This window comes from Edaphobacter sp., assembly GCF_028283685.1.
GTDB lineage: Bacteria > Acidobacteriota > Terriglobia > Terriglobales > Acidobacteriaceae > Edaphobacter.
In genome coordinates, this window is the sequence record NZ_JAPWKF010000001.1 from 96,764 (window position 1) to 110,436 (window position 13,673).

Annotated in this window: 8 protein-coding genes, 1 other RNA gene and 2 pseudogenes; 7 read left to right on the forward strand and 4 right to left on the reverse strand. The window is 52.7% G+C overall.

Annotation, left to right across the window (positions count from 1 at the left end):
- Nucleotides 1–73 precede the first annotated feature (73 nt).
- The 4 genes from PW789_RS00365 to PW789_RS00380 all read left to right on the forward strand — a co-directional run bounded on the left by PW789_RS00365 (nucleotide 74) and on the right by PW789_RS00380 (nucleotide 8,565).
- The gene (locus tag PW789_RS00365; RefSeq protein ID WP_299370102.1) at nucleotides 74–1,126 is read left to right on the forward strand and encodes a glycoside hydrolase family 5 protein; all 1,053 of its coding nucleotides are present in this window, start codon (nucleotides 74–76) and stop codon (nucleotides 1,124–1,126) included.
- Nucleotides 1,127–1,426: 300 nt separating this feature from the next.
- Nucleotides 1,427–5,416 carry a TonB-dependent receptor gene (locus PW789_RS00370; RefSeq protein WP_299370104.1) on the forward strand — a complete coding sequence of 1,330 codons (3,990 nt, stop codon included), beginning with the start codon at nucleotides 1,427–1,429 and terminating at the stop codon, nucleotides 5,414–5,416.
- 175 nt (nucleotides 5,417–5,591) lie between these two features.
- On the forward strand, nucleotides 5,592–8,039 hold the full coding sequence (locus PW789_RS00375; RefSeq protein ID WP_299371554.1) for a GH92 family glycosyl hydrolase: 2,448 nt from the start codon (nucleotides 5,592–5,594) through the stop codon (nucleotides 8,037–8,039).
- Between the two features lie 280 nt (nucleotides 8,040–8,319).
- Nucleotides 8,320–8,565 (forward strand): hypothetical protein, encoded by a 246-nt coding sequence (locus tag PW789_RS00380; RefSeq protein WP_299370106.1) that lies wholly within the window; start codon nucleotides 8,320–8,322, stop codon nucleotides 8,563–8,565.
- 20 nt (nucleotides 8,566–8,585) lie between these two features.
- Here the strand turns inward: PW789_RS00380 and PW789_RS00385 are convergent.
- Nucleotides 8,586–8,708 (reverse strand): annotated as a pseudogene (locus PW789_RS00385) (IS5/IS1182 family transposase); the annotation flags it as partial.
- A 2,129-nt stretch (nucleotides 8,709–10,837) separates the two neighbouring features.
- On the opposite strand from PW789_RS00385, the gene PW789_RS00390 reads away from it, so the two are divergent.
- The 3 genes from PW789_RS00390 (at nucleotide 10,838) to PW789_RS00400 (ending at nucleotide 11,907) form a co-directional block, all read left to right on the forward strand.
- Nucleotides 10,838–11,101 carry a hypothetical protein gene (locus PW789_RS00390; protein ID WP_299370108.1) on the forward strand — a complete coding sequence of 88 codons (264 nt, stop codon included), beginning with the start codon at nucleotides 10,838–10,840 and terminating at the stop codon, nucleotides 11,099–11,101.
- A 66-nt stretch (nucleotides 11,102–11,167) separates the two neighbouring features.
- Entirely contained in the window at nucleotides 11,168–11,503 is a 336-nt protein-coding gene (locus PW789_RS00395; protein WP_299370110.1) for a hypothetical protein, read from the forward strand.
- A gap of 8 nt (nucleotides 11,504–11,511) precedes the next feature.
- Nucleotides 11,512–11,907, forward strand: a complete 396-nt coding sequence (locus PW789_RS00400; protein ID WP_299370112.1) for a hypothetical protein — start codon at nucleotides 11,512–11,514, stop codon at nucleotides 11,905–11,907.
- 37 nt (nucleotides 11,908–11,944) lie between these two features.
- Here PW789_RS00400 and PW789_RS00405 read toward each other — a convergent pair.
- The 3 genes and pseudogenes from PW789_RS00405 to ssrA form a co-directional block, all read right to left on the reverse strand.
- Nucleotides 11,945–12,415 (reverse strand): annotated as a pseudogene (locus PW789_RS00405) (tyrosine-type recombinase/integrase); the annotation flags it as partial.
- A gap of 21 nt (nucleotides 12,416–12,436) precedes the next feature.
- Entirely contained in the window at nucleotides 12,437–12,727 is a 291-nt protein-coding gene (locus PW789_RS00410; RefSeq protein ID WP_299370114.1) for a hypothetical protein, read from the reverse strand.
- 561 nt (nucleotides 12,728–13,288) lie between these two features.
- Nucleotides 13,289–13,642: a transfer-messenger RNA gene (gene ssrA / locus PW789_RS00415) on the reverse strand.
- Nucleotides 13,643–13,673 lie beyond the last annotated feature (31 nt).

Below are 13,673 nucleotides of genomic sequence, written 5' to 3' on the forward strand. Positions count from 1 at the left end.
TGTAATGCACGACGGCAGGTGGTCCACGGACAATACCGAACTGCCCTACTTGGACGCTGACGTTTCAGGAGTAATGGAATCCGAAACAGCGTCTTCCCAAAAAAATGTCTCCCAGGCGTTGCCTTGGCTTTCAGTAAAAGGCCACATGATTGTTCGCTCTTCAGATGACCGAGAAGCCAAGCATCCCTTCATACCCCTTGGGATTGGATATGCCCGTAATGTAATCATTCGAGCTCAAGACGATGAAGTGATGCGTTTCTGCAAAGAGCATAGCCTCAATACCGTCCGCTTAGCTTTCTACACGCGTCATTTCAATAATGACGTAGCCAAACCAATCGACATTGATGCGGAACTCCCCACCTTTTGCGACCCAGTCATAGACGCCGCCAAGAGGAACGGTCTATATGTCATTCTCGATGACCACGAATACTTCAGCGAGAGAATCGACGAATCTAAGGCCAGACAGGCCCAAAAGCAATATAGCCACTGGGACGAAGTCGGTGTTCAAGAATGGATTGCTCGCTGGGTTAAAGTTGCTACTCGATACAAAGACGAGCCCAATGTCCTTGGCTATGAACTTTGCAACGAGCCTCACGATCTGCCTCCAGAAACTGTCCGTGACTTGTATATTCGCTGCATTAAGGCGATTCGCGAGGTTGACCAGCGGCACATTGTGATTGTCGGCACCGCCGATTGGTCGCATTCCAGAGCTTTGGAGAAAACCTGGGGTGCAGTCGCCAGAACACTTGATGCACCCTTCAATCAAGTTGTTTTCGCTTTTCATGATTATCCACACAGCGACGAACCTTGGTTAGTCCAAGAGCATGTGACCGCATTCCGCGATAAATACGATGTGCCGGTCCTCTGCACCGAATTTGGAGCTACTTGGTGGCAATATGACGAGACCACCTGTCGCAAGTTCGAGGCCGGCATGCTGGCCCTCTTTGCCAAGGAAGACATCGGCTGGATGGTTTGGGCCTTGAAAACCATCGAGGACGATCCGCGTAATCCCCATCCGTCTCCGCGCCCGCCTGGTGTCCAGGATTCAGCGCAGAAGTTGCATTTTGACTCTTGCGCTTATAGCGATCTTTGGTCCCCTGTCGCACGAATCATGGGAAGCAAGTGAGCCCATTGTGTAACTGCGGAAATGGAATAAAAAGCAAATGAAACTCATAACCGTCCTGGCATAGGTGTGGGTTCGCAGCATTGGGGTGAGGTTCATAAGCAAAGCTATAGCACGCGCTACCCGAGACTTTGTGGTGTCGTATCTCCAAAATACTGGTCGTCACGCCTCGTAAGCCGTATGGCAAAAAGATGAAATCCGTAGATCATCGCCAGCTTGCTCTGAATTTTGCCCCACAGTCAAGAATTCGCTGAGTCAACAGAGACGTACAGCGCCCGCAGAACCACTTAGAGAGAAGAAAAAATGGAAATTCCGATGAAACAAAATCTTCCTACCGAGATTCGGACTTATTTGAAGAGGAAAATGACGCCAAAGAGTTCGCTAAGATCACACCACGCAAAAAAAAGCAAAGTATTCTCCTGTTTTCTAGTCGGCGCATTCGGGGTGCTTTGCACCTGCCTGTGCCTCGCCGGCGTTACTGCAAGCGCTCAGGTTACTGGATTAGCGACCCTATCTGGCACTGTGACAGATTCGACTCAGTCCGTTATTACCGAAGCACATGTGACGGTGAGGAATACTGAAACTGGGGTTTCCCAAAGCTCTGTCACAAACTCGAGCGGGTTCTTCGAAGTGGACTCTCTAACTCCGGGTGTTTACAGAATCTCGGTTGTTGCTCCTGGATTCCAAACGCTGATACGAACGCAAATCACTCTTCAGGCGGATGCAAGGATCAACGTTCCTCTAAAGCTCCGTCCTGGAAATACTACGGAAACGGTCACCGTAACGGCGGATGCTTCCTTGCTGAATATGGAAAGCGGCACAGGAGGGCAGATACTGACAACGGCTGAGATGCAGGCCTTACCGATTAGCGGCGAGAATACCTTCCAGCTTATCGAGATGGCTCCTGGAGTACAAAGCTCAGTTTCGCAGGGATATTCCATGAGTGGCACCTTGGGATGGAACGGTGTTTCCAAGATGGGAACGTCAGGCCAGCCAAATGCGAACGAGTACAGTGTCGACGGTGCGCCGAATCAGGCGGGTCAACGAGGGAACGCTATCAGTCTTTCAACTGACGAAATCGGCGAAATGAAGATCGATGTGAGCGGATACGATGCTTCTGTCGGGCACACGATGGGAATAGCCGTCACGCAAACCACTCGAAATGGTACGAACGATCTGCATGGTGGCCTTCGCTGGCTCTACCAGAATCGCCGCTGGGCAGCCATGAACCATTTTCAGGGTTTGAATTACAAGTATCAAAAATCCGTCGATAACTGCTACAACGGTGCGAAGACTTCACCGAAGTGCTTTTTGGACGAAAACCAGTTTGGTTATCCCGGAGTCCATGAACACAATGCAGGTTTCGGTATCGGCGGACCTTTCTTTATACCGAAGCTTGATGGGACACCTCTCTACGACGGTCGCAACAAACTCTTCTGGTTTACGGGGTATGACAACGATGTATTTACTGACGCGGCTGCGAACACGACAACTGTCCCTACATTGCTGGAGCGGGGAGGGAATTTCAGCGACCTTCCTGTGCAGACCACGAATGTACCAGCCGCGTTCATAAGTAAATGCGGTGCGGGAACTCCTTATTACGGTCAGTACCAGATCTACAATCCCTATACCGCAACATACGACTCCAGCCGCACTCCCCGTCGAGACCCGGTCTGCGGCAACATACTTCCTGCCAGCATGATGCAGCAGAACAGCATGGCGAAAATCTACAACAGCCTGACACCCGCCCCGACGAATGGCAGCGCAACAGGAAACAATTTCGTTTATGTTACTTCAACGCCAAACACATTTCGTCAATTCGTTCAGCGGTTCGACTATGCAGCCTCCCAGATGGACCATGCGTTTTTTCGATGGTCAAGGGCGCATGCTTCGAATACGCTGCAAGGCTTTACTGTCGGCAATGTGGACAGGCGACAGGTAGACACTTGGGTGGACACCGGAGCTCTGGGCTGGAACCACGTGTTCGATGCAAAAACGAATCTTGATGTTACAGTCGGAGCATCGCAACGCAAGCAGTCTCGTAATTTTCCTGGATACGACCAATACAAACCAAGCGATGTTGGTTTACCTGGCTACGCAGATGACTATGCGAAGGGATTCTTGACGCTGCCCACAATCGCCGTGTCGGGCTATCAAAAAATTGGGAATATGGATGCCGGAACGAGCAATTATCGTGTTCTTGCCGTTCGCGCCAACCTGACCCGAGTAGCGGGCAGCCATACGCTGCGCGGCGGATTTGAATGGCGACTCCAGAACTATTCAATCGGAGCCCAGGCAAATACAAGTGGAATCTACACCTTCGACAATACCTATACGCAACAAAATAACAACTCGGATCACACCTACACCCAGCAAAACTACGGGTTGGCCTATGCAGCACTTCTGGCGGGCGTTCAGACGAATTCTCAAGTGAACTATCAATCGAGTTTGTCGATTGGGACGCCCTACTATGCAGGATATATCGGTGATACGTGGCGTGTGTCACCAAGACTTACGATCATTCCGGGCATCCGCTACGAATACGAGTATGGCCCAGTGGAAAAACACGACCGCCAGATTGTGGGATGGGATCCAACAGCATCGCTTCCCATTGCGGCTGCTGCCAACCTTGCATATCAAGCGGCTCGCGCAGGTGCAACTGCGGCCCAACAAGCGGTATTGCCTGCTTCGCTCATCATTCAAGGTGGTCCACAATATGCTGGAGTCAATGGTGCTCCGAGGAATCAGTTTGCAAACAACTCCCGCGTATTGCCGAGACTTGCGGTTGCATATCAACTCAATGAGAGAACCGTGCTTCGAGGAGGAGTGGGGCTTTTTTCTGACACGCTCAATGCGACCACCTCGCCGGGCACACCTTTGTCTCTAATAGGCGGTTACTCAGGCGGCGGCGCCGGCAAAGGTACGGAGGCATTCTTTACCAGCAATCAGGATGGATACAGCTCCAGCACGACGGTGAATTCTTCCAACGTGGGTGGAACAGACTTTGTAGCCGGAACATCACCCCTGGGAAATCCGTTTCCGGTAAACGCCAGCGGGAGCAGGTTCAATCAACCGATCGGTAGTGCAGCAGGAGCGATGTACTACGCAGGAGGAAACCCTAGCATCTATGACCATAATCTGACCCCAACACGTTTGCTCCGCGGTTATTTTGGCATCCAGCATCAGTTTGGCGCGTCGACAATGGTGGAAGTCGCCTGGACTGGATCGCTCGCAACCAGAATTCTAATGCCAAAGAACACAGCGCCGACGCCGGCATCCTTCTACAAGCCCGGTCCGCAACCCAATACTGCACAGAATACCGACATCTTATCGACCCAACTGCCAAATCCGTTTCTGCTTGCAAATTTCAGCAGCCTCGCTGCCAGCAATCCGACGCAGTACAGCCTGATCTCATCCAGTAGCTACTTCACCGCCAAGAACACTTCAATTTATAAGCTTCTTAATCAATACCCACAAATGAATGGCTTGACGTTGTATCAATCCCTTGGCGAGTCGAAATTTCAGGAGATTCAGGTCAATGTGACAAAAAGATTAAGTAACGGTTTTTCGCTGATGGCCGCGCTTCAACTCAACCACCAACGAGATCGTAACTATTTCGCAAATAGCTTTGACCCTTCGCCAAGCTGGGAAGCTTCAAATAACAGCACACCTTACCGTGTAACACTCCAGGCTGTATTTCGGCTTCCTTTCGGACGTGGTCACACGTGGGCAAATTCAGGTTGGAAATCGGCTCTTTTCAGTGGATATCAAATCAGCACCACGTATGAAACTCAGCCCGGATGGCTGATCAACTTTCCTAACTTGTTTTATATCGGCAAGCCAGATTCCAAGAAGATTCAGTTGAAACACCCTGTTTTTGTCAATAATGGCGCAAGCGCGAATGGTGGATATAACTATATCCAGTGGCTCAATGTTGGGAATGTCACTGCGACCTATAACAATGGTGTGTGCACCTATACCGGTGAGGGTTTTGTCACCAATCCACAGTGCCAGCCTAGTAATAATTCGCGGTCTTTTCCCACCTATTTTCAAGGAGTCCACTTGAAGGGACCTAATGCGTGGAACGTCAATGTGCAACGGACCTTCCGCCTTAAAAATAGAGTGAGTCTCGAAACGCGGTTTGAAGCTTTCGATGTGTTCAACCAGCAACTTTACGGGGCGCCCAATACGACTCCCACGTCGCCCCAATTCGGACAGGTGACCGTCGACGGGTATTCAAATGGAGGGGGACTTACACGCTGGCTTGACATCTCAGGTCATATCCGGTTTTGAGCCGTCCTTCTATGGAAAATCATAAGTGCATGTGGGAGCTTGCGACTCCACCAACCTTCAACTCTAGGTGTCGCAAAAGAACTCTCCAGGCCAAGATCAACTTCTAGCGCCAGTTCTTAGCCAAGGCCGGAGCCGCATGGTCTCCGGCCTTCTTGTTCCCATGACATCCTTGGCCATGTTCGTGGCCACACTACGTAGACGTCACCCACGGAGAAACACGGCCATGAAACGGCGCGAATTCATTAGCCTCGGCGCAGCAGCCATCACCTCCTCAGCCTTCAGTCAGAAGCTCGGTAGCCGCATGGTCCCGAACGCTACAGGTCTCGTCGATAGTGTGCGTCCGTTGGTTGGCACCGCATGGCGAGGCCACACCTTTCCCGGCGCAACCGCTCCCTTTGGTCTGGTGCAATTAAGCCCTGACACCAGCGGGCCGCCTGAACCCAAGTGGAACGAACGGGGCGCGTGGGATGGCTGGGAACACAGCTCCGGTTATCACAGCCCGGACGATGTACTCCTTGGGTTCTCGCACACACACCTCAGCGGAACCGGTAGCTCAGACCTTGGCGATCTCCGCATCATGCCTATTGTTGAGGGGCGCAACTGGAGCTGGGAGATTGGCGTTCCTGAACCGCTGGCAGAGATGCAGGCTGCATTCCTTGGCCCGGACTCAGGATGGGTATTCCCCACACAGGTTGGCTATCGTTCATCCTTCCGGCAAGAGACAGAGCAAGCCGCAGCAGGTTATTACAAAGTCCATCTAGAAACACCAAACGTCCATGCAGAGATGACAGCGACCGTGCATTGCGGCGTGCATCGCTATCGCTTCCCTCCAAACGAAAGCAATGCAAAGCGCGGCTTATTGCTCGACCTGCTCCACGGACTTGGCTCCAATCTGGAAACAGCGACACTCACATGGGAAACGCCCATCTGCTTCACGGGCTCGCGCACAACACACGGCTGGGCCAAAGACCGTGAGTTTTTCTTCGTGCTTGAGCTCAATGTAGCACCCACCGCAGTCACTCTCCGTCAAGACAAAGCAGAGCATGCGATCACACCGGGAGATCACATGCAGGGTAGCGGCATGCAAGCCATGCTTACGCTACCGCATGATGTGCATGAAGTGGTGCTGCGCGTCGGCATCTCCGGCACTGGCGTTGAGGGCGCACGTAAAAACCTTCGGGCAGAAGTACAGGGCTTTAACTTTGACAGCATACGCAACGCAACAAAAGCCGCATGGGCAGACGTACTCAACAGGCTCAGCGCCAGCTTCCATGACGAGAAGCTCAGCCAGACGTACGCCACCTCTATCTATCACAGCTATATGGCACCCTCCACGTGGAGTGATGTCGATGGCACCTATCGTGACCAGGACCACACCAATCGCAATGCAGGCAAAGCTGCCGTCTACACCACGCTCTCCATCTGGGACACCTATCGCGGACAGGTACCGCTCATGATGCTCTCCGAAGGTAAGCGAATCAATGACCTGATCTGCACACTGCTTCGCGCATACAGCGGCATGCAGGCTCATTCTCTGCCCATGTGGCAACTCTGGGGTAACGAAACGTGGAGCATGAACGGCTTCCACGCCGCGGGTATCATCCTCGGAGCGTTCGTCCGCGGATATCGTGACTTTGATCATGCGTTGGCGCTGCAGGCCATGCGGGAGTCGGCCTTTCAGGGGGCAGACGTAAAGCACTTCCAGCAGAAGCAAACGGCGTTTCGAAAGAACGGCTTTATCCCGATGGAAATGCTGGATGGCTCCGTCTCTGCCACGCTCGACCTCGCATATGACTTTTGGTGCGCAGGAACCTTCGCACAACTCATTGGTAAGCAGGCCGAAGCTCAGGAGTTGTTAGCGTACGCAGGCAACTACCGAAACCTTTTCGACCCGTCAGTAGGTTTCATGCGTGGCAAGTACGAGGACGGTCGTTGGCGAGCCCCGTTCCGCCCAGACGAAGAGTATGACGAATACGTAGAATCAGACGCATGGCAGGCAAGTTTTGCTGTACCACATGACATTGCAGGACTTATTGCATTGCATGGCGGCGACGAAGCGTTTGTGCGCAAACTGGATGCACTCTTCACATCACCATCATTCGTCATCAATGCGCGGCCAGACATTACCGGCATGGTCGGCCAGCAGGCTCAAGGCAACGAACCCAGCCACTGGAACCCATACCTTTACGTCTTTGCCGGCCAGCCATGGAAAACACAGTATTGGGTACGCAAAGTCGCGCAGTTATATAACCCAACACGCGCCGGTCTTCCAGGGAATGACGACTGCGGCGAAGTCTCCTGCTGGTTCACGTATGCCGCGCTCGGCTTCTACCCTGTCAACACCGCAAATGGTGTCTATGTATTGGGCAGTCCTCTCATAGATCGAGCCACTATCGTCAATGACGTTACAGGCGCCCGTTTCCAGATCATTGCCGAAAGCAACAGTCCAACGAACCTGTACATACAACGTGCCGAACTCAACGGCCACGCATTGCACCGTGCATGGCTCAAGCAGGAAGAAATAGCGGTCGGTGGCGAACTGCGATTTCGTATGGGGCCTCGGCCGAACCACCAATGGGGCACAGCGAAAGACAATCGCCCCCCCTCGGGTTTGGTTCTTTGAATCGAAGACAGACCGTATGTGCTTCCGGCAGCCCTCGCGAACTTCGCGAGCCTGTCTGCCAACTCATCTTGAGCGCCTTCCGCAAACTTGATCCCGACAGGATAAGGCTACTATGGGTTGCAGGATAAGATGACACTATCATCCGATCACAGATCGCACACGAAAAGAATGTTACTGTGATTCGTTCTTCAAATGAGGTAGATAACCTCATATTGGTGAGCGACCTGATTCTCACAAAAGCTACCTACAACATCACCCAAGAGGTCGAACGTCTAGGAGAATGTCCTTTGCTCTGGCTCACGGAACAAACCGTATCGGCGATTTCTTCGTCAGCCGCAGCAAACGGAGCGATCTCTTCAGCGTAACGATCTACGGTGAAGATGACCTGGCGATCCGGATGGATGCACGAATGAAACACGAAATGTCCTCTTCAACTATGACGATCCTCATAGACATCTCTCCAGCTCCTGCCATCGCAGAGGCCATAATCGATATCTGCACGCAGGCCGGCCAATCGCGCCAGTGAGCCCCCGAACGTAGACCCTACAACACACCGTTCACGAACTGACGGTTATCCACCGCAGTCCGACCAACATGCTCCACACGCCCAGGAAGAGTCCCCTGCACTCGATCCCACTGCGCATCGCTCAACTCGTATTGGCTCGCCATACATCCAATGCAGACCAAAACAAATCCACCGAAAAGTCTATACGTGGATGCCACCTAGGCCATTCGTCGTTGCAGCTGCCCCCACAGAAAGCGCACGAAGACAGCCGCCAACGACGGCACGTGCGCAAAGATTTGCCGCTAAGAACGCCCCAGCAGGGCTGCGGCAAATCCTAACTCATAATCTTAAGAGGTTAATTAAGTATTGAACTCCCTACGTCCGCCTCCGCCATCGGCTCCGGCGAAAGACGGCTTTGGAGTAACGGTCAGCGAGGCTTGTGGCGCTGACCGCGCCTGGATTTATCGTGTGTCTCTGCTGCCTTGGACGCCCTGGCTTGGGCATCCTCTTGATGCGGAAGCTCCCATCCTGTCACGCCCTGCAGCACGAGATCGCGTGCTTGACCGTACTCACACGCCCGTAGTGCTGCTCGATCATCTGTACCGAAGTCCCCATCTGCTCGGCAAGTAAGTACGCGTCCACACCCTCCTGTAATCGCAGCGTGGCATAGCAATAGATCGATCTCGACACGCCCTGCGTGCCTTCGCGCAAGTTTACTTTGTTCGGAAAATCAGCAATCAATGAGATATAGAGACTCTTTGCGGGCTCCCGTTCACAGTAGTAAAAAACCGGCCTTCCAACTCCGTCTCTTTTGAGATCACACGGATGCGTCTCATGCCAGTATTGCAGGCAATGAGGATCATGTTGTACGTGACAGCGCGATACCAGGTGCTAGAAGGCTTATCCGCTTCTGGCGTGGAATCAATGCGTTGCACCGAGCAGGCAAGCCATCGCGCAGATGCTCATTATCCAAAAGCGGTTCGATCGCCTCATCGCGCCTGCCCCTTCAGCGCCCGCAATGCTTGCAACTGGGAGGCTGTAAGAGTAATGAGGGAAGTGGATGCGGCCAGAGGGCCTTGCAGATAATATTCTATTTTGGTGGTCGCGTCTGGCCCAACCGCCGCTTTTAGCTGATCGATCTCTCCTTGTCATGGGTTTTGAGATCAACGTGCATCTTGTGGAGCGTTGCGCGGCCCGCGGCTAGCGTATTTTCCCCAAGAGGTCAGCGGTATACAAAAAAACAACTGGCGTCGACATCGTTGGTCGCACGTAGGCCTTGCTACGCGCTTTGGTCTGCATACCAAAGTGCGTTGACGCCCTTAATGCGAAGACCATATATTTCGCATCACTGATTGTTCGACCTTTTTATCTCAACTTGTCTCCGAGAAAGACAGTCGCTTCAGCTCATTCTCAGTTCCTAATGCGAATAGGAGCGGACTCATCATTTTTTTTACGCAAATCGCTAGCTAAAGACACAAAAATGAAATGAACATTCAAGAAAATGTCACGCAATGATTACTCGTCGCGGTTTTGTAACATCATCGCTAGCCGTTGCTGCCACCGGGGCGATGCCGTCAGAAACCAAAGCAGTAGCACAACAAACATCAATCAAATCAAACCAGAAAATTTCAGGGGCAGGGCCCGGAAATACAGCCCATCGACTCGTCATGGCAAAGGCCAATAAATTTACGTTATGGAGGGCATGCGTAGTAGTGGTATGACCGCGGAGCTAGAGAAGTTCATCAAAGCAAACGGCGCCCCAGCTGTAACAAGTACCCTTGTAGATAGTAACTTCGGAATCTTAGAAAATATGGGGCAGATTTGCTCCTAAAGCCAGGCCGGCGATAACTCAACATCTCACGCAAAATGCCGCACAAGCTTCTCAGGCGTTTACAAATATCGTGGAGACGCACGGGTTGTGGGCGATGCACAGAGGCCTCCATGACATGATAAGGCAGGAGTCGAGGGGCACTAAACATACACTCCAACAAGCCTCATTGCTGTCGAAGTCAGATGCGAGTTTAATGCCAGCTGTATTTCAAGGGCATCGCAACATTCAATCTATGACATCTGATATGGACGATGACCTTGCAAATAAACCAAGGAACCCCAAACTAGTTTTTGTGAGCCTTAATGCTCTAGCTGACCCAAGTGATGTGCTCGAGCCCATGGACGACTGCGATGATTGCGACGATCCCGATCTACCGATCGGTGATGGTGATGGTGGTGGTGGGGGGGGGACGGAGGGGGTGTTGGAGGTGATGGTGATACCGGTCCAGGCAGTCCGGGAGATGTGGATACTGCGGAATATTCAGACGGTACGATTGTCTATGAAGGGATGGAATCCGTCAGCGCCTTAGACACCTGCCAAGTACTTGCTTCTATTATTGCGTTAGGAGGCGGCCTTAGTGCTGCTGCTATTGCAGCTTGGGCTGAGGCCGATGCTGCTGCTGCTGCTGCGTTTGCCGCAGCTGTTGGCTTCGCCTCAGTAGGAGTTTTGCTCGCATTTCTTGGTGGTATCGTCGCGATTGGCGCTTACTACGCAGTATTTTGCTAACTAGCTAATGATTCCGGCGGATTGTTGTTACACACGACAATCCGCCCTGAAAGGAAAAATACGACAATGACATCGACTCGTGCAGACCGTAAAGAATATATTGCTAATTCCATCCTTGTCCTGATTGTAGCTGCTTCAATGGCATCGCTTGTCCTAAAGACACCTTCAACTCCCTTGTGTTTTCTTTTCCTGGCGACCCCTTATGTTTTTTTAATTTCTATTTGGTGGTCGTTTCGGAACGCATACAAGAGATTTGAACTTACTGTAGTCAGTGCCGAAGATCGGTCGGCGAAATATCAATATCTTCGGAGTGCCATCCAACTGCAAACGGTTTTTGGTTCTGTCGGAATTGCTGTCTCATTGGCTATGGGATTTCTGCTCGGCAGAATGGGGTCTCATTAAAAAAATCTATGAACAATATTGCAGAAGCCGCCTCGTCTTCGGCTGGCACCGAAGACGAGGAAATCGTGGAGATCCGAAAAAAACTTTTACATCATTTGAAAACGCGATCGCTTATCTTAGCCGGAAACGAAAGTACATGGTCAACAAGAGGGAAATCCTGCTCGTGGCTCATAGATACTCGGGTATTGCTACTTGATCCCTTAACTATGAGCTGGATTTCCCGGTTGTTCTGGAAACGCATGAAGAATGTCAACGACTTTAAACTTGCGTGTCTTGAAATGACAGGTATTCCGTTACTAGCAGGTATTCAATCCCACGGTTTTCAGGTAGGGCGCCATGTTAACGGCGTCATTGTTCGTAAGGAGCGTAAATCTAACGGTCGTCTTCGGGCGATTGAAGGCTAACTAAATGAATTGCCCGTTGTTTTTCTAGATGACTTACTTAACAGCGGCGACAGTGTCGCGAAAGCTGACGCGATTCTGAAGAGCCATGGCCCGTGATCTTCACGGATGCGTGTCCGAGGAGCAGCGAAACCTGGTCGATGGGAACCCCGGCCAGCAGCATCTCCACGGCGAAGGTGTCACGGAACATGTGGGGATGGCAACGCTTGAGTTGCCCATCCGGCCTGCGGATATCTACCAGTTCGAAGAGGCGACGATAAGCGCGCTGCCAATCAGCAACTGCGCTCTTTGGTTTTCCATTGCCACTCCAGAAGAAGTAACGCGCGTTGGGCTTCGGGCCACGAGGAAGAGTTTCAAGTGCCTCGACCACGTAGGAGGGAAGAGGCACATAAACGGGAGTTCCTGTTTTCGCTTGGTAGAGCAAAAGACTGTCCTCGTGTAGGCGGTGTCGCTCAAGGAGAATTGCGTCGCGGATACGCAGCCCACTCCAGCGCATGAGAAGCGTCAGGGGGCGGAGCCGCGTCCGCGTGTCCTAGACAGGAATGTAGCCACCGCGGGGATCGCCGTAGATGTATATCGCGTCGACGATCCTCCGGAACTCGTCGGGAGGGAAGTAGTCGGTCGGAACCTGAACAACCTTGACTCGTCCCAGGCCGAGCGCGGGATTCTCGATCAGATAGCGGCGACGCACGCAGGCCCAGAAGAAGCCGATGAGACGGCTCTGTTTTTTCTGTTTGGCGAGAGCGCCGTCTTTCCAGGTGCTGCGGAAGTTGAGCAACGCGTCGAGCTCGACCTCGTCGATGTACTCGAACCCCTGCGCCAAGCTCCAAGGAAGGAACTGCTTCTCGAAGATGGTGTTGAGTTTCTCGAGCGTGGCCTCGGCGACGTTACGGCCTATGGCATCGGCGAGATAGGCCTCGACGGCTTTCTTGACGGTGACACGCGGTCTCTTCGGCGCCGGAGGCAGACCTGGCCAGTGGGATGCGTTTGCACGGGTGGAGCCGGGAGAGCGAAGGGCGCTACTGGCGGAGAGGGTTCAGTGGCTTGGGACGCTGGAAGGGAGGGCACGCTCACCGCCTGCATCAGGCTAAGGCGGACCTCCTCAGCTTGGTCCCAGTTGTGGGTGCGGGCGCTGCGGCGGATGAAGTTGCCGTTGACGGATCCCCAGATCCACTTCGGGCAGTTGCAGCGGCGCCAGGACTTGTCGCCGGCGTTCTTGCAGTCCGGATGATGGCGGGTATAGACGGAAAGCATGTTGACCCCGACTTCAGCGAGATTCTGCTTCGATCGCCGAATTGGGTCAAATCCTTGAGCGCGACTGTACAGTTTTGCCGTGATTTTTCCGTCCGATTAGCTAACCAATTGATTCCCGGTTAGTTAGTGATGGTGGAGGCGGCGGGAGTCGAACCCGCGTCCGAAAAAACCTTCAACAGAGAGCATTCATGCTTTTCCCGTATCATCTTTGTCTCGTGGTCGTTACTTGGAACGGGCGAAGATGCAACAACCACCAGCCTGATTGATCTCGCCATTTCCGCGCAGACGGAGCAGATTTGGCCAGCCTACTGTGCGACGATTGGTATCCGCCCGTAGGCGAAGCGGAAGCAATCGGCTACTTAGTTAATTAAGCAGCAAGCGCGAATTGAGGTTCGGCACTTATAGTTTTGTGAGCGATTACGGGTGTCCACACCCCGGCATGCCTCTCTGCCGCAAGCAATCCCGTCGAAGCCGTGACGCCCCCATCTGGAGCTGGCACCAACATTGCATTGGGC

Excerpts from the sequence above, each read along its gene's own strand:
- PW789_RS00365 (WP_299370102.1), top strand. The coding sequence starts at position 74 with ATGGAATCCGAAACAGCGTCTTCCCAAAAAAATGTCTCCCAGGCGTTG.
- PW789_RS00370 (WP_299370104.1), top strand. The coding sequence starts at position 1,427 with ATGGAAATTCCGATGAAACAAAATCTTCCTACCGAGATTCGGACTTAT.
- PW789_RS00375 (WP_299371554.1), top strand. The coding sequence starts at position 5,592 with ATGTTCGTGGCCACACTACGTAGACGTCACCCACGGAGAAACACGGCC.
- PW789_RS00380 (WP_299370106.1), top strand. The coding sequence starts at position 8,320 with ATGTCCTTTGCTCTGGCTCACGGAACAAACCGTATCGGCGATTTCTTC.
- PW789_RS00395 (WP_299370110.1), top strand. The coding sequence starts at position 11,168 with ATGACATCGACTCGTGCAGACCGTAAAGAATATATTGCTAATTCCATC.
- PW789_RS00400 (WP_299370112.1), top strand. The coding sequence starts at position 11,512 with ATGAACAATATTGCAGAAGCCGCCTCGTCTTCGGCTGGCACCGAAGAC.